This window comes from Actinacidiphila sp. bgisy145, from assembly GCF_057708125.1.
The window spans coordinates 39,868-62,333 of the sequence record NZ_JBYIRL010000010.1 but is presented as its reverse complement, the minus strand read 5'-3'; the positions used below and the strand labels follow the sequence as shown (position 1 = coordinate 62,333).

Annotated in this window: 18 protein-coding genes and 1 pseudogene; 12 read left to right on the top strand and 7 right to left on the bottom strand. The window is 73.8% G+C overall.

What is annotated here, in order from left to right; all coding sequences use genetic code 11:
• Positions 1–6 precede the first annotated feature (6 nt).
• Both tsaD and AC3ERT_RS11325 read left to right on the top strand, forming a co-directional pair.
• Entirely contained in the window at positions 7–1,152 is a 1,146-nt protein-coding gene (tsaD, locus tag AC3ERT_RS11330; protein ID WP_435173867.1) for a tRNA (adenosine(37)-N6)-threonylcarbamoyltransferase complex transferase subunit TsaD, read from the top strand.
• The gene (locus AC3ERT_RS11325; protein ID WP_335978185.1) at positions 1,149–1,409 is read left to right on the top strand and encodes a hypothetical protein; all 261 of its coding nucleotides are present in this window, start codon (positions 1,149–1,151) and stop codon (positions 1,407–1,409) included. Before tsaD ends, AC3ERT_RS11325 begins: the two co-directional genes overlap by 4 nt.
• Here AC3ERT_RS11325 and AC3ERT_RS11320 read toward each other — a convergent pair.
• Entirely contained in the window at positions 1,399–2,601 is a 1,203-nt protein-coding gene (locus AC3ERT_RS11320; RefSeq protein ID WP_335978183.1) for a class I SAM-dependent methyltransferase, read from the bottom strand. The genes AC3ERT_RS11325 and AC3ERT_RS11320 overlap by 11 nt on opposite strands.
• A gap of 242 nt (positions 2,602–2,843) precedes the next feature.
• On the opposite strand from AC3ERT_RS11320, the gene groES reads away from it, so the two are divergent.
• Together groES and groL are read left to right on the top strand one after the other, a co-directional pair.
• Positions 2,844–3,152: a co-chaperone GroES gene (groES, locus tag AC3ERT_RS11315; protein WP_033177833.1), complete on the top strand. Its 309-nt coding sequence runs from the start codon at positions 2,844–2,846 to the stop codon at positions 3,150–3,152.
• A gap of 131 nt (positions 3,153–3,283) precedes the next feature.
• Complete coding sequence (groL, locus tag AC3ERT_RS11310) at positions 3,284–4,906, top strand: chaperonin GroEL (RefSeq protein WP_335978180.1); 1,623 nt, start codon at positions 3,284–3,286, stop codon at positions 4,904–4,906.
• A gap of 118 nt (positions 4,907–5,024) precedes the next feature.
• Here groL and AC3ERT_RS11305 read toward each other — a convergent pair whose 3' ends face one another.
• The 3 genes from AC3ERT_RS11305 to AC3ERT_RS11295 form a co-directional block, all read right to left on the bottom strand.
• On the bottom strand, positions 5,025–5,813 hold the full coding sequence (locus tag AC3ERT_RS11305; RefSeq protein WP_435173864.1) for an SDR family NAD(P)-dependent oxidoreductase: 789 nt from the start codon (positions 5,811–5,813) through the stop codon (positions 5,025–5,027).
• A gap of 107 nt (positions 5,814–5,920) precedes the next feature.
• Complete coding sequence (locus tag AC3ERT_RS11300) at positions 5,921–6,568, bottom strand: MOSC domain-containing protein (RefSeq protein WP_435173862.1); 648 nt, start codon at positions 6,566–6,568, stop codon at positions 5,921–5,923.
• Positions 6,565–7,347: a GNAT family N-acetyltransferase gene (locus AC3ERT_RS11295; RefSeq protein ID WP_335978178.1), complete on the bottom strand. Its 783-nt coding sequence runs from the start codon at positions 7,345–7,347 to the stop codon at positions 6,565–6,567. Before AC3ERT_RS11295 ends, AC3ERT_RS11300 begins: the two co-directional genes overlap by 4 nt.
• A 106-nt stretch (positions 7,348–7,453) precedes the next feature.
• Here AC3ERT_RS11295 and AC3ERT_RS11290 point away from each other — a divergent pair, with 106 nt between their 5' ends.
• Positions 7,454–8,386: a LysR family transcriptional regulator gene (locus AC3ERT_RS11290; protein ID WP_335978177.1), complete on the top strand. Its 933-nt coding sequence runs from the start codon at positions 7,454–7,456 to the stop codon at positions 8,384–8,386.
• Between the two features lie 318 nt (positions 8,387–8,704).
• Here AC3ERT_RS11290 and AC3ERT_RS11285 read toward each other — a convergent pair.
• A pseudogene (locus AC3ERT_RS11285) lies at positions 8,705–8,995 on the bottom strand (WhiB family transcriptional regulator); the annotation flags it as partial.
• A 514-nt stretch (positions 8,996–9,509) separates the two neighbouring features.
• On the opposite strand from AC3ERT_RS11285, the gene AC3ERT_RS11280 reads away from it, so the two are divergent.
• From AC3ERT_RS11280 to AC3ERT_RS11265, 4 genes are all read left to right on the top strand, one after another.
• On the top strand, positions 9,510–10,121 hold the full coding sequence (locus AC3ERT_RS11280) for a response regulator transcription factor (protein WP_003948568.1): 612 nt from the start codon (positions 9,510–9,512) through the stop codon (positions 10,119–10,121).
• A gap of 491 nt (positions 10,122–10,612) precedes the next feature.
• Entirely contained in the window at positions 10,613–11,233 is a 621-nt protein-coding gene (shbA, locus tag AC3ERT_RS11275; RefSeq protein WP_335978176.1) for an RNA polymerase sigma factor ShbA, read from the top strand.
• Between the two features lie 198 nt (positions 11,234–11,431).
• Positions 11,432–12,931 carry an IMP dehydrogenase gene (gene guaB / locus AC3ERT_RS11270; RefSeq protein ID WP_435125074.1) on the top strand — a complete coding sequence of 500 codons (1,500 nt, stop codon included), beginning with the start codon at positions 11,432–11,434 and terminating at the stop codon, positions 12,929–12,931.
• A 166-nt stretch (positions 12,932–13,097) separates the two neighbouring features.
• On the top strand, positions 13,098–14,219 hold the full coding sequence (locus AC3ERT_RS11265) for a GuaB3 family IMP dehydrogenase-related protein (RefSeq protein WP_335978174.1): 1,122 nt from the start codon (positions 13,098–13,100) through the stop codon (positions 14,217–14,219).
• 110 nt (positions 14,220–14,329) lie between these two features.
• Here the strand turns inward: AC3ERT_RS11265 and AC3ERT_RS11260 are convergent, their stop codons facing one another.
• Both AC3ERT_RS11260 and AC3ERT_RS11255 read right to left on the bottom strand, forming a co-directional pair.
• Positions 14,330–14,941: a DUF3824 domain-containing protein gene (locus tag AC3ERT_RS11260; protein ID WP_335978173.1), complete on the bottom strand. Its 612-nt coding sequence runs from the start codon at positions 14,939–14,941 to the stop codon at positions 14,330–14,332.
• Between the two features lie 214 nt (positions 14,942–15,155).
• Positions 15,156–16,430, bottom strand: a complete 1,275-nt coding sequence (locus AC3ERT_RS11255) for a nucleotide sugar dehydrogenase (protein WP_435173860.1) — start codon at positions 16,428–16,430, stop codon at positions 15,156–15,158.
• A 305-nt stretch (positions 16,431–16,735) separates the two neighbouring features.
• Here AC3ERT_RS11255 and AC3ERT_RS11250 point away from each other — a divergent pair, with 305 nt between their 5' ends.
• The 3 genes from AC3ERT_RS11250 to AC3ERT_RS11240 all read left to right on the top strand — a co-directional run bounded on the left by AC3ERT_RS11250 (position 16,736) and on the right by AC3ERT_RS11240 (position 22,311).
• Positions 16,736–18,442 carry a glycerol-3-phosphate dehydrogenase/oxidase gene (locus tag AC3ERT_RS11250; protein WP_335978171.1) on the top strand — a complete coding sequence of 569 codons (1,707 nt, stop codon included), beginning with the start codon at positions 16,736–16,738 and terminating at the stop codon, positions 18,440–18,442.
• A gap of 52 nt (positions 18,443–18,494) precedes the next feature.
• Positions 18,495–20,249 carry a serine/threonine-protein kinase gene (locus AC3ERT_RS11245; protein ID WP_435173858.1) on the top strand — a complete coding sequence of 585 codons (1,755 nt, stop codon included), beginning with the start codon at positions 18,495–18,497 and terminating at the stop codon, positions 20,247–20,249.
• Between the two features lie 208 nt (positions 20,250–20,457).
• Positions 20,458–22,311: a serine/threonine-protein kinase gene (locus AC3ERT_RS11240; RefSeq protein ID WP_435125061.1), complete on the top strand. Its 1,854-nt coding sequence runs from the start codon at positions 20,458–20,460 to the stop codon at positions 22,309–22,311.
• Positions 22,312–22,466: the final 155 nt, after the last annotated feature.

The window sequence follows — 22,466 nt, the reverse complement described above, 5'->3', positions numbered from 1 at the left end:
GAAGTAATGGCAGACGAACCCCTGGTCCTGGGGATCGAGACCTCCTGCGACGAGACCGGCGTCGGCGTCGTCCGCGGTCACACCCTGCTCGCCGACGCCGTCGCCTCCAGCGTCGACGAGCACGCCCGGTACGGCGGCGTGGTGCCCGAAGTCGCCAGCCGCGCGCACCTGGAGGCGATGGTCCCGACCGTCCAGCGCGCCCTGAAGGAGGCCGGGGTCAGCGCCCACGACCTGGACGGCATCGCCGTCACCGCGGGCCCGGGCCTGGCCGGTGCGCTGCTGGTCGGCGTCTCGGCCGCCAAGGCGTACGCGTACGCGCTCGGCAAGCCGCTGTACGGCGTCAACCACCTCGCCTCGCACATCTGCGTCGACCAGCTCGAACACGGCGCGCTGCCCGAGCCGACGATGGCGCTGCTGGTCTCCGGCGGCCACTCCTCGCTGCTGCTGGCCCCCGACATCACCAGCGACGTCCGCCCGCTCGGCGCGACCATCGACGACGCGGCCGGTGAGGCGTTCGACAAGGTCGCCCGGGTGCTCGGCCTCGGCTTCCCCGGCGGCCCGGTGATCGACCGCTACGCCCGCGACGGCGACCCGCGGGCGATCGCCTTCCCGCGCGGCCTGACCGGCGGCCGCGACCCGCGCTACGACTTCTCCTTCTCCGGCCTGAAGACCGCCGTCGCCCGCTGGGTCGAGGCCCGCCGCCGGGACGGCCAGGACGTGCCGGTCGCCGACGTGGCGGCGTCCTTCCAGGAGGCCGTGGTCGACGTGCTGACCCGCAAGGCCGTCCGCGCCTGCAAGGACAACGGCGTCGACCACCTGATGATCGGCGGGGGAGTGGCGGCCAACTCCCGGCTGCGCGCGCTCGCCCAGCAGCGCTGCGAGGACGCGGGCATCCGGCTGCGGGTGCCCCGCCCCGGGCTGTGCACGGACAACGGCGCGATGGTCGCCGCGCTCGGCGCCGAGATGGTCGCCCGCGGCCGCTCGGCCTCCACGCTCGACCTGCCCGCGGACTCCTCGCTGCCGGTCACCGAGATCTCGGTGCCCGGCCACACCCACGGCCCCGATCACGGCCCCGAGCACGGCCACACCCACAGCCACGCCCATGACCACGACCATGTGCACGAGTTGAGCAAGGACAACCTGTACGGATGACCGTCACGCTGATGTGGGAGGCGGCCGCGGCCGACGAGCGCGGCGCCGAACTCCTTGACTGGGCGCGGCAGCAGGAGCTGGCCGGGCAGCCCCAGCGGGTGGAGTACCTGACCGCGCCCGGCGACCGGGTGCTCGTCATCAGCTGGTGGGACGCGCCCTACGGCGCCGAGCTGCCCGAACTGCCGGACCCGCCGCCGGAACTGGTCCGCCGCCAGGTGCACCGCTGGCGGTTCGTGTCGGTCGCGGTCAGGCCCTGAGCCGCCCGTCCCACGCCGCCGGCGCGCCGATCAGCATCGCCGGCTCGCCCGCCACCCGGGTCAGGAACACCGTCGCCTCGTGCGGCCCCTGCGGCCGCACCCGGCGCCGTACCTCCTCCGGCTCCATGGCGAACCCGCGCTTCTTCACCGTCAGCCGCCCCACCTCGCGTTCGCGCAGCAGCGCCTTGAGCCGCTTGAGGCCGAAGGGCAGCGCGTCCCGGATCTCGTACGCGGCCGCGTACGGCGTCGGGTGCGGGTCGTCGCCGGTGACGTAGGCGATGGTCGGGTCGATCAGCCCGCCGCCCACCTCGCTCGCGACCAGGGCGACCAGGTGCGCGCGGATGACCGCGCCGTCCGGCTCGTACAGGTACCGCCCCACCGGCCGCACCGGCGGGGCCGGCGGCGGGCCGGGCGCGGTCAGCTCCGCCCCGCCCGGCAGCAGCGTGGCGCGGACGGTGCCGGGCCCGGTGCCGAACCACAGCGCCGCCTCCTTCACCTCGCCCCGGTCCGAGACCCACTCCGCCTCCGCGTCGGCGGGCACCGCCTCGTGCGGCACCCCGGGCGCCACCTTCACCGCCGCGTACGGCACCGTGCGGGCCGCGGCCAGCGCCCAGGACAGCGGCGGGGAGTACGCCTCCGGGTCGAAGGTGCGGCCCCGCCCCGAACGGCGCGCCGGGTCCACGAACACCGCGTCGCAGCCGGCGGTGTCCGCGTCCGCCACGTCCGCGCAGCGCACCTCGATCCGGTCGGCCAGGCCCAGCGCCCGCGCGTTGGCCCGGGCGACCGCGCAGGTGAGCGGGTCCCGGTCGACCGCGAGCACCTCGATGCCCGCGCGGGCCAGCGCGACCGCGTCGCCGCCGATGCCGCCGCACAGGTCGGCCAGCCGCCGCACGCCCAACGCGCGGAAGCGGGCGGCCCGGTGGGCGGCGACGGCGGCGCGGGTGGCCTGCTCGACGCCGTTGGGCGTGAAGTACATCCGCGCGGCGTCATCGGCGGCGAACTTCGCGGCGGCGCGCTGCCGCAGCCGGGCCTGTCCGAGCGCCGCGGAGACCAGCTCCGGCGGGTGGGTGCGCCGCAGCCGGGTGGCCGCGGCCAGCTCGTCGGCCGGGTCGTGGTCGCGCAACTCGCGCAGCAGTTCCTGCCCTTCGGGTGCGAGCAGGGCATCGAGGTCCTCGGGTGTCACCCGCCCCATTGTGCGCGCTGCCGCGGCGGCCCCGGCGCGCGGGCGCCGCCGGTCGCCGACCCCCTTCGGGGCATCCGTTGGCACTCCGCTTGACCGAGTGCTAAGTGCGTCCTAGTCTCGGTTCTGGCACTCGGCACCGCTGAGTGCCAGAACTCAGCGACGGGCAGGTCCGGCACCCGCGACGACGGGCCTACCAGGTCGCCGACCCAGACAGACACTCCCGTGAGCCCTTTGAAGGGGGAGGTCGGATCGTGACGACCGCCAGCACCAAGGTTGCCATCAAGCCGCTCGAGGACCGCATCGTGGTCCAGCCGCTCGATGCCGAGCAGACCACGGCCTCGGGCCTGGTCATCCCGGACACCGCCAAGGAGAAGCCCCAGGAGGGCGTCGTCCTGGCCGTGGGCCCGGGCCGCTTCGAGGACGGCAACCGCCTGCCGCTCGACGTCGCCGTCGGCGACGTCGTGCTCTACAGCAAGTACGGCGGCACCGAGGTGAAGTACAACGGCGAGGAGTACCTCGTCCTCTCGGCGCGCGACGTTCTCGCGATCATCGAGAAGTAGTCTTCCGGCCCACCACAGCCGTGATCCCGCCCCGGGACTCCGCGCCCTCTTCTGGCCGGGGCCGGGGCGGTTTCGTTGACCGTCCTCACTGACTGACGACGACATACGAGTAGATGAGGTAGTTCGCAGGCATGGCCAAGATCCTGAAGTTCGACGAGGACGCCCGTCGCGCCCTTGAGCGCGGCGTCAACAAGCTCGCCGACACCGTGAAGGTGACCATCGGCCCCAAGGGCCGCAACGTCGTCATCGACAAGAAGTTCGGCGCCCCGACCATCACCAACGACGGCGTGACCATCGCCCGCGAGGTGGAGATCGAGGACCCGTACGAGAACCTGGGCGCCCAGCTCGTCAAGGAGGTGGCGACCAAGACCAACGACATCGCGGGTGACGGCACCACCACCGCGACCGTGCTCGCGCAGGCGCTGGTCCGCGAGGGCCTGCGCAACGTCGCCGCCGGCGCCTCCCCCGCCGCCCTGAAGAAGGGCATCGACGCGGCCGTCAAGGCGGTCTCGGACGACCTGATCGCCACCGCCCGCGCGATCGAGGGCAAGGAGGACATCGCCGCCGTCGCCGCGCTGTCCGCGCAGGACAAGCAGGTCGGCGACCTGATCGCCGAGGCGATGGACAAGGTCGGCAAGGACGGCGTCATCACCGTCGAGGAGTCCAACACCTTCGGTCTGGAGCTGGACTTCACCGAGGGCATGGCGTTCGACAAGGGCTACCTGTCGCCGTACTTCGTCACCGACCAGGAGCGGATGGAGGCCGTCCTCGACGACCCGTACATCCTCATCCACCAGGGCAAGATCTCCTCGATCCAGGACCTGCTGCCGCTGCTGGAGAAGGTCATCCAGGCCAACTCCAGCAAGCCGCTGCTGATCATCGCCGAGGACGTCGAGGGCGAGGCCCTGTCGACCCTGGTGGTCAACAAGATCCGCGGCACCTTCAACGCGGTCGCGGTCAAGGCGCCGGGCTTCGGCGACCGCCGCAAGGCCATGCTGGGCGACATCGCCACGCTGACCGGCGCCACCGTCATCGCCGAGGAGGTCGGCCTCAAGCTCGACCAGGCCGGTCTGGACCTGCTGGGCTCCGCCCGCCGGGTCACCGTCACCAAGGACGAGACCACCATCGTCGACGGTGCCGGCGACAAGGCCGAGATCGAGGGCCGGGTCGGCCAGATCAAGGCCGAGATCGCCACCACCGACTCCGACTGGGACCGCGAGAAGCTCCAGGAGCGTCTGGCGAAGCTGGCCGGCGGCGTCTGCGTGATCAAGGTCGGCGCGGCCACCGAGGTCGAGCTGAAGGAGAAGAAGCACCGCCTGGAGGACGCGATCTCCGCGACCCGCGCGGCCGTCGAGGAGGGCATCGTCTCCGGCGGTGGCTCCGCGCTCGTGCACGCGGTCAAGGTGCTCGGCGACAACCTCGGCAAGTCCGGTGACGAGGCGACCGGTGTCGCCGTCGTGCGCCGCGCCGCCGTCGAGCCGCTGCGCTGGATCGCCGAGAACGCCGGCCTGGAGGGCTACGTCATCACCTCCAAGGTCGCCGAGCTCGACAAGGGCCACGGCTTCAACGCCGCCACCGGCGAGTACGGCGACCTGGTCAAGGCCGGCGTCATCGACCCGGTGAAGGTCACCCGCTCCGCGCTGGAGAACGCGGCGTCCATCGCCTCCCTGCTGCTCACGACCGAGACCCTGGTCGTCGAGAAGAAGGAAGAGGAGCCGGAGGCCGCCGCCGGCGGTCACGGGCACAGCCACTGACGCGTTCCCCGCGTCGCAGGCCCCTCCGCGGCCTTGCGGGCCCGCCACCTCGGTCACGGGGTGGCGGGCCCGGTCGTTTTCCTGGCGGGCCCGGTCGTTTTCCGCCCGCCGCTCCGGCTCAGCCCCGGGTGCCGCGCAGCTTCGGGTCGAACCGGCCGGCCCGGCCCGCGGCGGCGCCGAACAGGGCCGGGGGCACATGGCGGGCGAGCGAGACCGCCACCTTGTAGCGGGCCGAGGGGACACTGACCGTGCGGCCCCGGGCCAGGTCGCGCAGCGCGGCCGCCACCACCTCGTCCGCGTCGAGCCACGCCCACGGCGGCAGCCCGGAGGAGTCCATACCGGCCCGCGCGTGGAACTCGGTCCGCACGAACCCCGGGCACAGGGCGAGGAACCGCACACCCGAGCCGCGCAGTTCGCTCGCCACGCCCTCGGTGAACCGCACCGCCCACGCCTTGCTCGCCGCATAGGTGCCGCGCGGCAGGTAGGCGGCGACCGAGGCGACGTTCACCACGAAGCCGCGGCGCCGCTCGCGCATGCCCGGCACCGCGGCCGTGGTCAGCCGCAGCACCGCCTCGCAGTGCACTTTCAGCATCCGCAGCTCGTCCTCGACCGGCGCGTCGAGGAAGGCCCCGCGGTTGCCGAACCCGGCGTTGTTCACCAGCACGTCCACCGGCCGGCCGGGCGCGCTCAGCCGCTCCTCGACCGCCGCGATCCCGGCGTCCGTCGCGAGGTCCGCGGCAAGCACCTCCACCTCGACGCCATACCGCTCGCGCAGGTCCGCCGCGGACCGCTCCAGCCGCTCGGCGTCGCGCGCCACCAGCACCAGCCCGTGCCCGTCAGAGGCGAGCCGCCGCGCGAACGCCGCCCCCAGCCCCGCGGTCGCCCCGGTCACTACAGAAGTCGTCATACCGCCACCCTAGAAGCGCACCGACCCCCCGCGACACGGTGCAACGCAGCCGGCAGAAGCGGGCCGCGGCCCGTAACGTTCGGCGCTGCGGGCGGCCAGCAGTCCGGTCAGCGGTCCAGGCGGCGGCGGATCGCGGCGCGTTCGACGGCGGGGAAGGCAGGCAGGTCGACCAGCAGCGGCAGCAGCCCGGGCTCGGTGGTCAGCGCGCGGAAGGACCGCGCGACCGTCACCTCGTGGTCGGGCCGTGCCACCACGTGCACCGCGTCGCCGACGCACACCTCGCCCGGCTCGACCACCCGCAGATACGGCCCCGGCACCGCCGCCGCGGTGAACCGCCGGGTCCACCCGGCCTGCTGGAGCCATCCGGCGAAGGTGGCACACGGAATGCGCGGGCAGGACACCTCCAGCAGCGCCGAACCGATCCGCCAGCGCTCCCCGATCAGCGCGGAGTTGACGTCGATCCCGACCGTCGTCAGGTTCTCCCCGAAACAGCCGTCGGGCAGCGGCCGGCCCAACTCGCGCTGCCAGCGGTCCAGATCCTCCCGGGCGTAGGCGTAGACCGCCTGGTCGTCCCCGCCGTGGTGCTTCACGTCGTACGCCCGGTCACCCGCCAGCCCGACCGCGCCGGTCCCCTTCGGGCCCGGTGCCGCCACGGCCACCGGGCCCCGCACCGGGCGCTTGTCGATGCCCGTGGCGGGGAGCCGCTTCCACGGGTTCGGCCGCGGGCGGGCGATGTTGACGGACTGTATGTTCACTGGTCGGCTGACGGCAGGACGTAGGGCGTGGTGACGGCCAGGGGGGCGAAGCCGAGGCGTTCGAGGATGGGGCGGCTCTGGTCCGAGGCGTCCACCTGGAGGTAGCGGCAGCCGCGCGCGGCGGCCGTGCGGGCGCGGTGTGCGACCAGGGCCCGGTAGATGCCGCGCCCGCGCCACTCCGGGACGGTGCCCCCGCCCCAGAGGCTCGCGAACTGGGTGCCCGGGTGGAACTCCACGCGGGCGCCGCACACCGGCCGCCCGCCGGCCGTCGCCAGCGTCATGCCGACGTCCGGGTCCCCGAGTTGGTCGAGCAGCCGGTCCCGCAGCCGCCCGGAGTCCGTGCCGAACGCCTCGTCGTGCACCTTCGCCATCAGGTCCACCCCGGCCGCGTCCCGCACCTCCGCGAAGCGGACGCCCTCGGGCACCGGCGTGTCCTGCGCCAGCTCCGCGACCTCCGCGACCATCAGCGTCTCTGGCGGCTCCGCGGTGAACCCGGCCGCGGTGAGCCGCTGCGGCAGGTCCGCCGGCAGGTCGTACGAGTACAGCTTCCACTCGTACTCCCGCCCGGCCCCCTCCGCGGACCCCAGCCACGCCCGCTCCGCCGCGATCGCCGCGTCCGCCCGCGCACCGTCGTGCGCCGCGAACCCCGACCACACCACCCCGGCCCACCCGGCCGCCCCCTCGCCTTCCACCAGCCGCACCACCCCCTCCGGCGTGACCACTCCCGCGCCCCGCCTGACCTGCGCGTCGAACGTCTCCCGCACCACCGTGATGTCCATCCGGGCACCCTAGACCGCGCCCTGAGCAGCCACCTCCCATTTACCCCCGGGGCGGGGGCTCGCCCCGGAGCACCCGGCCGGGCCGTGCAGGCCATAAAATCGGCCTGTGCTCGAGCCACGCCATCTCCGGGTCCTGCGCGCGGTGGCGCGCACGGGCTCCTTCTCCGCCGCCGCCCGCGACCTCGGCTGCACCCAGCCCGCGGTGAGCCAGCAGATGAAGGCCCTGGAGAACGCCGTCGGCACCCCGCTGCTGGTCCGCGGCGCCCGCGAGATGCGGCTGACCGAGGCCGGCGACGCGCTGGTGCGCCACGCCGCGGGGGTCCTCGCCGGGCTGACCGCCGCCGAGGAGGAGGTCGCGGCGATCGCGGGCCTGCGCGCCGGACGGGTCCGGCTCGCCTCCTTCCCCTCGGGCAGCTCCACCCTCGTGCCGGCCGCGGTGGCCGCGCTGCGCGCCCGCCATCCGGACACCCGGGTCTCGCTGGTCGAGTCGGAGCCGCCCGCCTCGGTGGAGATGCTGCGCGCGGGCGACTGCGACATCACGCTCGCGTTCCGCTACGTGGACCTGCCGACCCCGTCCGAGGAGTCCTGGTCGGACCTGGTGGTGCGCCCGCTGCTCACCGACCGGCTGGTGGGGCTCGTCCCGCAGCAGCACCGGCTCGCCGCCGCGGGCCCGCGGCGCTCACCCGAGACGGCGCCGCCTGTGCCGTACGAGGAGCTGGCCGCCGAGCAGTGGATCGCCGGGTGCCCGCGCTGCCGCCGGCACCTGGTCGAGGTGTGTGAGCGGTCCGGGTTCACCCCCCGGATCGACTTCGCCACCGACGACTCGCCGGCGGTGGTGGGCCTGGTCGCGGCCGGTCTGGGCGTGGCGGTACTGCCCGAACTCGCCCTGGCGGCGGTGCGGACCGACGGGGTGGCGGTGCTGGAGCTGGCCCCCGCGGTGGAGCGCGAGGTCGTGGCGCTCACCCTCCCCGACCTCGCCCGCGTACCCGCGGTGGACATGATGCTCACCTGGCTGAGCCGGGCGGCGGTGCGGCCGTAGAGCAGCCGCCCGCGGCCGTGCCGGGTGCGCCGGGTGTGCAGAATCGATTCTTCGGTGCCGGTCGCGGGGCGCCGGACGTCAGTAGATGCGCAGCGGTTGGCCGTCCCGATCCGGCTCCAGGTCCAGGTCGCCGTCCCCGTCGTACGGGTCGTAGTCGTCGTGTCGGCCGTGCGGGCCGTCGTCGTCCATCGCGGCCGCGTCCGCCTCGTCGGCGGCGTCGGTGTCGGCGTCGTCGAGGTCCGTGCCGGCGTAGCGGTCGTACCGCTTGCGCTCGCGGTCCCGCTCGCGTTCGCGCTCCCGCTCGTCGTCGTCCCGGTCGGGGGTGGCGCGGTGGCGGGAGCGGCCCATCATGGCCTCGCGCTCGTCCTCGGTCAGGCCGCCCCACACGCCGTACGGCTCGCGTACCGCCAGGGCGTGGGTGGCGCACTCCGCGCGGACCGGGCAGCGCATGCACACCTCCTTGGCGGCGGCCTCCCGCGCGCTGCGGGCGGCGCCGCGCTCACCTTCGGGGTGGAAGAACAGCGAGCTGTCGACGCCGCGGCAGGCGGCGACCAGCTGCCAGTCCCATAGGTCCGCGTTGGGGCCGGGAAGGCGGGAGAAGTCTGCCATTGCTCATCCCCTCGAAACGTGGGTGACGGCCTGGGAGCTCGGCTTCGCTCAGCCGCACGTCCGACCGTACATCTACTGTCGTAGTAGATGTAAATATGACTCTTCGCCAATCTAGCGACGATTACCCCACGCACCAGGAAAGAGCCGCCAAACAGTGCAAAATCCGTCCTAAGACCCGTTTGGCATAATTCGCGACCGCGCGTGATGCGCCGCGCGAGTGGCGCGGTACCCCTCGCGCGGATGAATCGGACCGCCCGCCGCCTCGGAAAACACGGCCGCCTCGCCCATCTGACCTGCGACATGGTCGATCCGTACACGCATGATCACGTAGAGTGCACACGACTGCGATCCGACGTCGTAACTCTTTCGGGTGAGGGTCGTTGAGTGTGGCGGAAGCGGTTGGCGGAATCACGTGATTCGGGCAGATGCCCGAGCCGTCAGCCCCAACGGTGAAGATTCGTACTTCGTACAGCCTGGAGGCACAAGTGACGCGGTTCAGCTGCGGGGGGCGGTCATGACTTCCGTCCTCGTCTGCGACGACTCCCCGCTCGCCCGAGAGGCCCTGCGCCGCGCGGTGGCCACCGTGCCCGGCGTCGAGCGCGTGACCACCGCGGCCAACGGCGAGGAGGTCCTCCGCCGCTGGGGTGCCGACCGCTCGGACCTCATCCTGATGGATGTCCGCATGCCCGGCCTCGGCGGCGTGGAGACGGTGCGGCGGCTGCTGTCCGCCGACCCCGGCGCCCGCATCATCATGCTCACCGTCGCCGAGGACCTCGACGGGGTGGCGCTCGCCGTCGCCGCCGGTGCGCGCGGCTACCTGCACAAGGACGCCTCGCGCGCCGAACTGCGGGCCACCGTCACGCAGGCGCTCGCCGACCCGACCTGGCGGCTGGCCCCGCGCCGGCTGCGCTCGGCCGAGATGGGCGCCGCGCCCACCCTGACCGCCCGCGAGATCCAGGTGCTCGAAGGGATGAGCCACGGCCGCTCCAACGCGGAGATCGGCCGTGAGCTGTTCCTGTCCGAGGACACCGTCAAGACGCACGCCCGGCGGCTGTTCAAGAAGCTCGGCGCCTCCGACCGCGCGCACGCGGTGGCGCTCGGCTTCCGCTGGGGTCTGGTCCGCTGACCGCCCGCCGACCGGCGGCACGCCGCGGGCCGGCAGCCGTACGCACCCGGCCGGACCCCCGGCGACCTCGGCGAACTCCCGTGGCACAGCCGCGGGAACGCCGGGTGCCCACCGGCGGGTCCCCGGTTTCCCGGCGGAGGACGCATGCTTGACGTATGGACTTCCTCGGGGATCGGCGGGGGCCGGGTATGGCGGAGATGACTGCGGCGGGCCCGCGGGCGCAGTCGTCCGTGCTCGCGGCCGATGTGAACGGCGGGCGGGAGAGCGCGCGCGGCGCGCGGGCCGGGTCCGTCCCGGCCCAGGCGCCAACAGGGCCCGGAAGCAGGGCCGATGCCGCGGCGGGCACCGCGCCCGACACCGCTTCGGGCGGTGTCGACGGCACCGTTCCCGCGGCCGCGGCGGGCGCCCCGGCGGACGGACCGCATAACGCTTCGGTGCAGAAGTCCGGACGCGATGCGGCGAATCGTCCGGCGGCGAGGCACCATGGGTGGATGCGTGACGACGACCCCCCGGCCATCGGTGCCCTCGTTCGTCGCGCTGTCGACGGGGACCAGCGGGCCACGCACGACCTGCTCGCCGCCGTCCACCCCCTCGCCGAGCGGTACTGCCGCACCCGGTTGTCCCGTCTGCCGGGCGACGCGCGGCACTTCGTGGACGACCTCGCCCAGGAGGTGTGCCTGGCGGTGCTGTGCGCGCTGCCCCGCTACCGCGACCTGGGCCGGCCGTTCGAGGCGTTCGTGGTGTCGATCGCCTCGCACAAGATCGCCGACCTGCAACGGGCCGCGATGCGCGGTCCCGGTGCGCCGGTGCCCGCCGACGAGATGCCGGAGAAGCCGGACGACTCGCTCGGGCCCGAGGAGCGCGCGCTGCTCAACAGCGACGCCGCCTGGGCCCGTACGCTGCTCGCCCGCCTCCCCGACCACCTGCGCGAGCTGGTGCTGCTGCGGGTCGCGGTGGGCCTGAGCGCGGAGGAGACCGGTCAGGTGCTGGGCATGTCGCCCGGCGCGGTCCGGGTCGCCCAGCACCGCGCGCTCAGCCGGCTGCGGGCCATCGCGGAGGAGTCCGGCGCGGTGTCGGCGGCCGAACCGGACGCGCCCGGGCTGAGCGCGTAGCCGGGAGCGGCGGGACCGGCGGGCCGCGGTTCCGGCGGCCCGGGGCGGGCGGTGGAGGCGGGCCGTGGAGGCGCGCGCTGAAGGTGTCGCCGAAGGTGGCGAACCCGACAGACCGGACGGCTCCGGGCGGTCAGGGGAATAGCGGCGCAGCCACTACCATTGAACAACTCGCCGGGCAAGACCATTCGGGAAGGTGTCATGTCGCTGAACGCCGACGGAGTAGCCGAGAAGTTCGCCACGCTCGGACTCACCTACGACGATGTGCTGCTGCTCCCGGGGGCCTCGTCGGTGCTGCCCAACGAGGTGGACACCTCCTCGCTCATCTCGCGGAACGTCCGGGTGAACATCCCGCTGCTCTCCGCCGCCATGGACAAGGTCACCGAGGCGCGGATGGCGATCGCGATGGCCCGCCAGGGCGGCGTCGGCGTGCTGCACCGCAACCTCTCGATCGAGGACCAGGTCAGCCAGGTCGACCTGGTCAAGCGCTCCGAGGCCGGCATGGTCAGCGACCCGATCACGGTCCGGCCGGAGGCCACCCTCGGCGAGGCCGACGCGCTGTGCGCCCGGTTCCGGATCAGCGGTGTGCCGGTCACCGACGAGGCGGGCCGGCTGCTCGGCATCGTCACCAACCGCGACATGGCTTTCGAGTCCGACCGCTCCCGCCAGGTGCGCGAGGTCATGACCCCGATGCCGCTGGTCACCGGCAAGGTCGGCATCTCCGGTGCCGACGCGATGGAGCTGCTGCGCCGCCACAAGATCGAGAAGCTGCCGCTGGTGGACGAAGAGGGCCTGCTCAAGGGCCTGATCACCGTCAAGGACTTCGTGAAGGCCGAGCAGTACCCGAGCGCGGCCAAGGACGCCGACGGCCGGCTGCTGGTCGGCGCGGCCGTGGGCGCCAGCCCTGAGGCGCTGGACCGGGCCCAGGCGCTGGCCGGCGCGGGCGTGGACTTCCTGGTGGTCGACACCTCCCACGGCCACAACAGCAACGCGCTGGACTGGATGGCCAAGATCAAGTCCAGCGTCCAGGTCGACGTGGTCGGCGGCAACATCGCCACCCGCGACGGCGCCAAGGCCCTGCTGGACGCGGGCGTCGACGGCGTCAAGGTCGGCGTCGGGCCCGGCTCCATCTGCACCACCCGGGTGGTCGCCGGCATCGGCGTCCCCCAGGTCACGGCGATCTACGAGGCGGCGCAGGTCTGCCTCGACGCCGGGGTGCCGGTGATCGGCGACGGCGGCCTCCAGTACAGCGGCGACATCGGCAAGGCGCTGGCCGCGGGCGCGAGCAGCGTCATGCTCGGCAGCCTGCTCGCCGGGTGCGAGGAGTCGCCCGGGGAACTGCTGTTCATCAACGGCAAGCAGTTCAAGTCCTACCGCGGGATGGGCTCGCTCGGCGCGATGCAGTCGCGCGGGCAGGGCCGCTCGTACTCCAAGGACCGCTACTTCCAGGCCGAGGTCTCCTCCGACGACAAGCTTGTCCCCGAGGGCGTCGAGGGGCAGGTGCCCTACCGCGGCCCGCTCTCGGCGGTGCTGCACCAACTGGTCGGCGGACTGCGCCAGACCATGGGGTACGTCGGCGCGGCGGGCATCGCGGAGATGGAGTCCAAGGGGCGCTTCGTGCGGATCACCGCCGCCGGGCTCAAGGAGTCCCACCCGCACGACATCCAGATGACCGTCGAGGCCCCCAACTACCACGGCTGATCCGGGGGTGGTCCCCCCGGGCCGCCCCGTCCTGCGGCGCCGGGGGGACGCGGTCCGCCGCGCGAGCGGCCGTCCACGGGCAGGTGGTCCTCGGACGGGCGGAAGCGCCCGCTTCGGGGGGACCCGCCATACTGGGGACCGCAGGACGGACAGAGAGGCGTAGGACGTGACTGAGATCGAGATCGGGCGGGGCAAGCGGGGCCGCAGGGCATACGCGTTCGATGACATCGCCGTGGTGCCCAGCCGGCGGACCCGGGACCCCAAGGAGGTCTCGATCGCGTGGCAGATCGACGCGTACCGCTTCGAGCTGCCGTTCCTGGCCGCGCCGATGGACTCGGTGGTCTCCCCGGAGTCGGCGATCCGGATCGGCAACCTCGGCGGCCTGGGGGTGCTGAACCTCGAAGGGCTCTGGACGCGGTACGAGGACCCGGAGCCGCTGCTCGCGGAGATCGCCGAGCTGGACGACTCGCGGGCCACCGCGCGCCTCCAGGAGATCTACGCCGCCCCGATCCGCGAGGAGCTGATCGGGCAGCGGATCAAGGAGGTGCGGGACGCCGGGGTGACCACGGCGGCCGCCCTCTCCCCGCAGCGCACCGCGCAGTTCTCCAAGGCCGTGGTGGACGCGGGCGTCGACCTGTTCGTGATCCGCGGCACCACGGTCTCGGCCGAGCACGTCAGCGGGTCGCACGAGCCGCTGAACCTCAAGCAGTTCATCTACGAGCTGGACGTGCCGGTGATCGTCGGCGGCTGCGCCACGTACACCGCGGCGCTGCACCTGATGCGCACCGGTGCGGCGGGCGTGCTGGTCGGCTTCGGCGGCGGCGCCGCGCACACCACGCGGAACGTGCTGGGCATCCAGGTGCCGATGGCCACCGCCGTCGCGGATGTCGCGGCCGCCCGCCGCGACTACATGGACGAGTCCGGCGGCCGGTACGTCCACGTCATCGCGGACGGCGGCTTCGGCGCCAGCGGCGACCTGCCGAAGGCGATCGCGTGCGGCGCGGACGCGGTGATGATGGGCTCCCCGCTGGCCCGCGCCACCGACGCGCCCGGCCGCGGCTTCCACTGGGGCATGGAGGCGGTCAACACCGAACTGCCGCGCGGCAAGCGGATGAACCTCGGCACCGCGGGGAACACCCAGGAGATCCTGCTCGGCCCCTCGCACGCCCCCGACGGCTCGATGAACTTCTTCGGCGCGCTGCGCCGCTCGATGGCCACCACCGGCTACTCGGACCTGAAGGAGTTCCAGCGGGTCGAGGTCACGGTCTCGCCCACGCACCACCGCTGAGCCCGCCGGCACCGGCGTCCGCGGTTTGCGCCGCACCGACGGGAGGGCCCGCACCGCGGCTGCGCGGTACGGGCCCTCCCGTCATGCCGCCGGCGCGGCGGCGGGGTGGCTCAGTTCTCGCCCATCCGCTTGGCCAGGCCCGCGGCCGCGACCCCGGCGAAGATCAGGAAGAAGGCGCGCATCGCGCCGAAGTCCGACTTCCACGCCTTGAACAGGTCGCCGAAGTGGTGGAAGAGCAGGGTGGACACGGAGATGCTGCCGCCGTGCTCGCTGGCGTAGTGGCTGATGATCAGCGCGCCGCCGAAGATCTCACCGAAGATCACGGCGGCGATCGCGAGCAGGGCGCCCAGGATCGGCAGGGCGATGTTGCGGCCGCCGAGCTTGCCCATGGCGACGCCGATCAGCGCGCCGACCGCGAGCGCGGCGTACCGGAACTCGACGGTGGTGCCGTCGCTCTTGGCCAGGGCGCGCAGCAGGCCGCCGTAGGCGAGCGCCGCGACGATGGCGACCACGACGCCGACCGCGATGCCGAGGCCGGTGTTGTCGTTCTGCCGGGCCGCGACCGGCGGCGGGTACGCGTTCGGGTTGAAGGCGGGCGCGGCCTGCGGCGCGCCGTACGGGCTGCCGGCCGGCGGCGGGCCGTAGGGGTTGCCCCCCTGCGGGCCGGCCGCGTACGGGTTCTGGCCGGAAGGCTGCTGTGGAGGCGGGTAGTTGGCGCTCACGAAAGGTTCCCCCGGGGACGGAAGCGGGTAGCGCACAGGGTTGCGCCCCCGTGCGAAACAGTGATGCCGAAATCTAGCAGTGGGCGCAGACAATCGGACAAGACGATTCATCCGGTCGTTACAGGACCACGACAAGCCCGCACAACCTCCGCCCCACGAAGCGCTGTTGTCCCACGTCAGGCAGGTCAGGCAGGTCAGACGCGGCAGGCGCCGCCTAGAGGCGGGCCGCAGCGCCCGCCGGGGTCGCGCCCCTGGTGTCGAGCAGCAGTTGGGCCTTGACCGCCAGCCCCTGGAGGTCGTACGTGCGGTGGTGCTGGAGCAGCAGCGTCAGGTCGGCGTCGGCCGCGGCCTCCCACAGCGAGTCCGCGCGCGGCACCGGATGGTCGAGAACGCGCCACTGCGGCACGTAAGGGTCGTGGTAGCACAGCTGCGCGCCCAGCTCCATCAGCCGGGTGCCGATCTCCCGGGCCGGGGCGCCCTGCTGATCGGCGAGGTCGGCCTTGTAGGTGACGCCGAGCAGCAGCACCCGGGCGCCGCGCAGGGACTTGCCGTGCTCGTTGAGCAGGGCCGCGGCGCGCTGGACGACGTAGCGCGGCATGCGCCCGTTGACCTCCTGGGCGAGTTCGACCATGCGCAGGGGGTGGCCGGGGGTGCGCGGGCGGCCGGTGCCGGTGGCGAAGTGGGGCGCGGCGTTGGGGTCGAGGGGGGCGGCGTGGCCGCCGACGCCGGGGCCGGGGCGGAAGGCCTGGAAGCCGAACGGCTTGGTCTCCGCGCAGCGGATCACGTCCCACAGGTCGACGCCGATGTCGTGGCAGTAGACGGCCATCTCGTTGGCGAAGGCGATGTTGACGTGCCGGTAGTTGGTCTCCAGGAGCTTGACCGCCTCGGCCTCGCGCGGGCCGCGGGCGCGCACCACCCGCTCGCTGAGCCGGCTGTAGAACGCGGCGGCGGCCTCGGTGCAGGCGGGGGTGAGGCCGCCGACCACCTTGGGGATGTGGGTGAGCGGGAAGGCGCGGTTGCCCGGGTCGAGCCGGCTGGGGGAGTAGGCGAGGTGGAAGTCGCGGCCGGCCCGCAGCCCGCCGGCCTCGATCAGCGGCCGCAGGTACTGCTCGGTGGTGCCGGGGTGCACCGCGGACTCCAGCACCACCGTGGTGTGCGGGCGCAGGTGGCCGGCGAGCGCGCGGGCGGCCGCGGTGAGCGCGGTCAGGTCCGGGGCGTGGTCCTCGCCGAGCGGGGTGGGCGCGCAGATCACGGCGGTCCGCACCCGGCCCAGCGCGGCGGGGTCGCTGGTGGCGCGGAAGCCGCCGGCCAGCATCCGGCGCAGTTCGGCCGCGGCCAGGGTGCCCGGCGGCACCCGGCCGGCGTTGACGTCGGCGGCCACGGCCGGATCGGGGTCGTACCCGATGGTGCCGATGCCGGCCGCGGCGGCCGCCTGCGCGAGGGGGAGACCGGTGTGGCCCAGTCCGAGTACGGCGAGGTCTGCGGGCATGGTTTCCGGTCCTCTCCCTGGAGCCGCCCTCTGGCGAGACGCACGAACGGACTCACAAAGGACTCTAAAGCAGGCTAACCAGACAAATGACTGATATGACCACGCGGCGCGCCGGGGCGGCACCGGTGCGGCGCCCGGCAGCGCTGGCCGGGCAGCGCGGTGGCGGTCACTATCGAAGGAGCGGGTAGGTACCCCACGGCCGTCACCGGCCCGGACGAGGGCGGCTCACCGAGCGGTACACGGCTCACCGAGCGGTACGGCGACTCACCGAGCGGCACCGCAGCGACGCAGTCACGGAGGCACGGATGCGTACGACATCACTCGGCCCGGCGGAACGGGCCCAGGCTCTCGCCCGGATGGCCGAACACGAACTGGACATCCTGGTCGTGGGCGGTGGCGTGGTCGGCGCGGGCACGGCGCTGGACGCCGCCACGCGCGGCCTGTCGGTGGGCCTGGTCGAGGCGCGCGACTGGGCGTCCGGCACGTCGAGCCGGTCGAGCAAGCTCATCCACGGCGGGCTGCGCTATCTGGAGATGCTGGACTTCGCCCTGGTCAGGGAGGCGCTGAAGGAGCGCGGGCTGCTGCTGGAGCGGCTGGCCCCGCACCTGGTCCGGCCGGTGCCCTTCCTCTACCCGCTCCAGCACAAGGGGTGGGAGCGGCTCTACGCCGGCTCGGGCGTGGCGCTCTACGACGCGATGTCGATCTCCTCAGGACACGGCCGCGGCCTGCCCGTCCACCGCCACCTCAGCCGCCGCCACGCCCTGCGGGTGGCGCCCGCGCTGCGCAAGGACGCCCTGGTCGGCGCCTTGCAGTACTACGACGCGCAGGTCGACGACGCCCGCCTGGTGGTGACGCTGGTGCGCACCGCGGCCTCCTACGGCGCGGTGGTGGCCAACCAGGCCCGGGTGGTGGGCTTCCTGCGCGAGGGCGAGCGGGTGGTGGGCGCCCGGGTGGAGGACCTGGAGGCGGGTGGCACCTACGAGGTCAGGGCCCGTCAGGTGGTCAACGCCACCGGGGTGTTCACCGACGACACGCAGGCCCTGATCGGCGAGCGCGGCCAGTTCCACGTCCGCGCCTCCAAGGGCATCCACCTGGTGGTGCCCAAGGACCGCATCCACTCCACCACCGGGCTGATCCTGCGCACCGAGAAGAGCGTGCTGTTCGTCATCCCCTGGGGCCGGCACTGGATCGTGGGCACCACCGACACCGACTGGGACCTGGACAAGTCGCACCCGGCGGCCTCCAGCGCCGACATCGACTACCTGCTCGAACACGTCAACTCGGTGCTCTCCACCCCGCTGACCAGGGACGACGTCCAGGGTGTCTACGCCGGGCTGCGGCCGCTGCTGGCCGGCGAGTCCGACGCCACCAGCAAGCTGTCCCGCGAGCACACCGTCGCCCACCCGCTGCCGGGCCTGGTGGTGGTGGCCGGCGGCAAGTACACCACCTACCGGGTGATGGCCAAGGACGCGGTGGACGAGGCGGTGCACGGCCTGGACCGCAAGGTCGCCGGCTGCTGCACCGAGGACGTGCCGCTGCTCGGCGCCGAGGGCTACCGGGCCGGATGGAACAGCCGGGCCCGCACCGCCGCCCGCACCGGGCTGCACGTCGCCCGGGTCGAGCACCTGCTCAACCGCTACGGCACCCTCACCGACGAGGTGCTGGCGCTGATCGCCGACGACCCGTCACTGGGCGAACCGCTGCCCGCCGCCGACGACTACCTGCGCGCCGAGATCGTCTACGCCGCCCGCAGCGAGGGCGCCCGCCACCTGGAGGACGTGCTGACCCGCAGAACGCGTATCTCCATCGAGACCTTCGACCGCGGCACCGGCAGCGCCCGCCCCGCCGCGGAGTTGATCGCGCCCGTCCTGGGCTGGGACCAGGCGCAGATCGACAAGGAAGTGGCGTACTACGAGAAGCGGGTCGAGGCCGAGCGGGAGTCCCAACTCCAGCCCGACGACCAGACCGCGGACGCCGCGCGGCTGGGCGCGCCCGATATCGTGCCCCTCTAGGCGCGGAGTTCGCCTGGGCGCGAGCCGGGAGCGCCCGCGGGGAGGGCACGACATGAATGGGTCCGGACACGGCGACGAGGGGCGGCTCGTCGCGGGCCGCTACCGGCTGCTCGAACGCGTCGGCCGGGGCGGGATGGGCACGGTGTGGCTGGCCGAGGACGAACTCCTCGGCCGCCGGGTCGCGGTGAAGAAACTGCACCCGCCTCAGCCGCACATGGACGACGAGGAGTTGGCGACGCTCTTCGAGCGCACCCGGCGGGAGGCCCGCGCCGCCGCGCGGATCAGCCACCCCAACGTGGTGGTGGTCCACGACGTGGTCGACGACGCGGGCCTGCCGTCGATCGTGATGGAGTACGTCCCCTCCGTCACCCTGGGCGAACGCCTCAAGGAGCAGGGCCCGTTGGCGCCGGCCGAGGCCGCCCGGGTCGGCCGCGGAATGGTCGCCGCGCTGCGCGCCGCCCACCGCGCGGGGGTGCTGCACCGCGACGTCAAACCCGGCAACGTGCTGCTCGGCGAGGACTCCAGGATCGTCCTGACCGACTTCGGTATCGCCCAGGCGTCCGGCACCTCCACCCTGACCCGCACCGGTGAACTCATCGGCTCCATCGACTTCCTGAGCCCGGAACGGATACGCGGCGCCCTGCCCGGGCCGGAGTCGGACCTGTGGGCGCTGGGCGCGACCCTGTACCAGGCGGTCGAGGGCGACTCGCCCTTCCACCGCCCCACCGCGATCGAGACCGCGTACGCCATCGCCGAGGAGCCGGTACGGCAGCCGGCGAAGGCCGGGGTCCTCACCGAGGTCATCACCGGGCTGCTCGCCAAGGAACCCGACAAGCGGCTGTCGGCCGAAGCGGCCGAGCAGATGCTGCGGGTACCGGCCGCCGAGTCGGACACCGCGCAGGTGGACCGGCTCCGCTTCGAGTCGCCGCCCGGCCAGACCACCACCACCCGGATGTCCCCCTACGCCCCGTCCGCCGCCGTCCCGGTGCCGCCTTCCTCACCGCAGCCGGGGCAGGCGCCGCAGGCCGCCGCCCCCGGCGCGTTCGGGCCGCCCCCGCCGCCGGTCCCGTCCCCGGTCCCAGCTCCGGTCCCGGCCCCGGCCCCGGCCTCGTCCCCGGCGCCGGACCCGTCCCCCGTGACGCGGCGCCGCCGCCGCGCCCTGCCGTGGATCGCCGCCGTCGTCGCGGCCGCCGTGGTGGTCGGCGGCGCGCTGTACGCCGTCCACCGCTCCCAGCACCCCGCCGCCGGCGGCCGTGCGAAGAGCAGCGGCTCGGCGAGCCCGACCGGCCCGGCCACCACCGACCTGGCGGGCGCCGACCCGACGGCGGCGCAGACCACGCCGGCGCCGCCGCTCCCGGCCGGCTACCGGCTCGCCGACGAGGACCACGACGGCTACCACTACACGGTGCCGGTGCCCGAGGGCTGGAAGCGCACCACCCCCAACGGCACCGACGAGGTCGACTGGGTCACTCCCGACGGGCTGGTCGGGCTGAAGATCGACGCGCTGCCGTTCGCCAGCACCGACCCGCTGGAGCACTTCCAGCAGATCGAGCCGCAGACCGAGCAGGCGGTGGGTGACACCTATCACCGCGAGCGGATGGACCGCACCGTGCACCTCGGCCAGAAGGCCGCGCTGTGGGAGTTCACCTTCAAGGGCAAGGTCCGCGACTGGCACGCCATCGACCTCGGCTTCGGGCAGCCCGGCGCCACCGAGTACGCCATCTACCTGTCGGCCCCGGACGCCCAGTGGCAGCAGTGGCTGCCGGTCTTCAACAACGCCGTCGCCGGATTCCGGGCCGCCGACTGACCTGCCGGGTTCGCAACCACCGCGCCCGTTCGGGGATGATGGGGAGCCGAACCGCCCGACAACCGCCGCCGGTGCCGCAGTTGGCGGCTGCCCCGCCGCACCGCGCGCGCAGCCGGACCCGGCGGGCGCCGCCCGCCCCGGCCCGGCACCCGCCCGGAGCCGCGGCGCAGGGGGCCACCGCACCGGTACGACACGACAGAGGGAAGCCATGAGCGAGGACGAAGTCACCGACGGACGCGTGCTCGCCGACCGGTACCGTCTCGGCGGTGTGCTCGGCAGGGGCGGCATGGGCACCGTGTGGCGCGCGGTCGACGAGACGCTCGGCCGCAGCGTCGCGGTGAAGGAGCTGCGCTTCCCCGGCAACGTGGACGACGACGAGAAGCGCCGGCTGGTCACCCGCACCCTGCGCGAGGCGAAGGCCACCGCGCGCATCCGCAACACCGGCGCCATCACGGTCTTCGACGTCGTCAAGGAGGACGACCGGCCGTGGATCGTCATGGAGCTGGTCGAGGGCCGCTCGCTCGCCGACGCGATCCGCGAGGACGGGCCGCTCAGCCCCCGACGCACCGCCGAGATCGGGCTGGTGCTGCTCGACGTGCTCAAGGCGGCGCACGCCGAGGGCATCCTGCACCGCGACGTGAAGCCGTCCAACGTGCTGCTCGCGGAGACCGGCGACGACGAGGAAGGCCGCGCCTCGGGCGCCGGGCGGGTGGTGCTCGGCGACTTCGGCATCGCCCTGATCGACGGCGACCCCTCGGTGACGTCCACCGGCATGCTGGTCGGCGCGCCCTCCTACATCTCGCCCGAGCGGGCCCGCGGCCAGAAGCCCGGCCCGCCCGCCGACCTGTGGTCGCTCGGCGCGCTGCTGTACGCCACCGTCGAGGGTCACCCGCCGTACGACAAGGGCTCCGCGATCGCCACCCTCACCGCGGTGATGACCGAACCGGTCGGGCCGATGCGCAACGCCGGGCCGCTCGCCGAGGTGATCTCCGGGCTGCTGGTGAAGGACCCGGACCGGCGGCTGGACGACGCGGGCGCGCGCCGGCTGCTCAACGCGGTGATCAACGCCCCCGACGAGCCGGCCGTGCCGCCCGCCGAGGCCACCCGCACCATGGCCCTGCCGGCCGCCCCCGCCGCCCCGCCCGGCGGCGCCACCGACCCGCAGCCGGTGCCCACCGACGCGCCGCCCGCCGCACGCAAGGCCGCGCTCGACCAGGCCAGGGCGCGCGAGGCGCTGCGCTCGCTGCGCAAGGCCGCCGACCGCAAGGTGCCGGCCGGGCCCGGCGCGGCGGTGCCGGCCGGCCCGGCCCGCGCGCCGCTGAGCGACGTGGTGCCGCGCCGCACCATGGTGATCGTGGTCGCGTTGGTGGTGCTGGCGCTGCTGGGCACCGTGATCGGCGTCGCGATAGCCAACTCCGGCGGCGGCGACGGCAAGAGCGGCTCGAAGACGCCCGGCGCCACCCCCAGCACCGCCGCCCAGGGGAGCGGGAAGAACGCCGCCGACCAGTCCGGCCAGGCCCAGGACCCCGACGGCAGCACCGGGCAGCCCACGACCGCGGCCACCACCCCCGCGACCACCGCCTCGACCACCGCGTCCGGCACCTCCTCGGACCTGCCCAAGGGCTGGCACGTCTTCAAGGACTCCGAGGGCTTCTCCATCGCCCTGCCCGCCGGATGGAAGCGGGTCGGCGACGACGGGTACGGCGCCGGCTCGCGCTTCAAGGGCAGCGGCGGCGAGAACCTGCTCGTGGACTGGACCCACAAGCCCGGCAAGAGCGCGCTGGGCGACTGGCAGACCTCGTCGGCCGCCGCCCAGAGCACGATGAAGGACTACCACAAGATCAAGGTCGTCTCGGTGGACTACCGCGACTACGACGCGGCCGACTGGGAATACACCCGGCAGCAGCAGGGTAAGGCCGTACATGTCCTGAACCGCGGCATGGTGACGGACAGCAAGCACGGCTACGCCCTGATGTTCACCACGCCCAGCGGGGCGTGGGGCAGTGCCGTGAACAAGGAGCGGCTCCAGACCTTCTTCAGTACCTTCAAACCGGCGAAGTAAGCGGGCCGAAGCACGTAAGGTGAATACGTGTGGACTGTCCGCAGCCGGAAACCGACCGACTCGCCGTCGGAGGTGCCCGGACCTGAACAGGCCTGACCGCTACGGGGGTTCGGCCTGACGAGCGGGCGGATGAGCGGACGGGCGGACCGGAAGGG

What these genes read in the sequence shown, in the direction of transcription:
- tsaD (WP_435173867.1), top strand. Translation starts at nt 7, where the DNA reads ATGGCAGACGAACCCCTGGTCCTGGGGATCGAGACCTCCTGCGACGAG.
- AC3ERT_RS11325 (WP_335978185.1), top strand. Translation starts at nt 1,149, where the DNA reads ATGACCGTCACGCTGATGTGGGAGGCGGCCGCGGCCGACGAGCGCGGC.
- AC3ERT_RS11320 (WP_335978183.1), bottom strand. Translation starts at nt 2,601, where the DNA reads ATGGGGCGGGTGACACCCGAGGACCTCGATGCCCTGCTCGCACCCGAA.
- groL (WP_335978180.1), top strand. Translation starts at nt 3,284, where the DNA reads ATGGCCAAGATCCTGAAGTTCGACGAGGACGCCCGTCGCGCCCTTGAG.
- AC3ERT_RS11305 (WP_435173864.1), bottom strand. Translation starts at nt 5,813, where the DNA reads ATGACGACTTCTGTAGTGACCGGGGCGACCGCGGGGCTGGGGGCGGCG.
- AC3ERT_RS11295 (WP_335978178.1), bottom strand. Translation starts at nt 7,347, where the DNA reads ATGGACATCACGGTGGTGCGGGAGACGTTCGACGCGCAGGTCAGGCGG.
- AC3ERT_RS11280 (WP_003948568.1), top strand. Translation starts at nt 9,510, where the DNA reads ATGACTTCCGTCCTCGTCTGCGACGACTCCCCGCTCGCCCGAGAGGCC.
- shbA (WP_335978176.1), top strand. Translation starts at nt 10,613, where the DNA reads ATGCGTGACGACGACCCCCCGGCCATCGGTGCCCTCGTTCGTCGCGCT.
- guaB (WP_435125074.1), top strand. Translation starts at nt 11,432, where the DNA reads ATGTCGCTGAACGCCGACGGAGTAGCCGAGAAGTTCGCCACGCTCGGA.
- AC3ERT_RS11255 (WP_435173860.1), bottom strand. Translation starts at nt 16,430, where the DNA reads ATGCCCGCAGACCTCGCCGTACTCGGACTGGGCCACACCGGTCTCCCC.
- AC3ERT_RS11250 (WP_335978171.1), top strand. Translation starts at nt 16,736, where the DNA reads ATGCGTACGACATCACTCGGCCCGGCGGAACGGGCCCAGGCTCTCGCC.
- AC3ERT_RS11245 (WP_435173858.1), top strand. Translation starts at nt 18,495, where the DNA reads ATGAATGGGTCCGGACACGGCGACGAGGGGCGGCTCGTCGCGGGCCGC.
- AC3ERT_RS11240 (WP_435125061.1), top strand. Translation starts at nt 20,458, where the DNA reads ATGAGCGAGGACGAAGTCACCGACGGACGCGTGCTCGCCGACCGGTAC.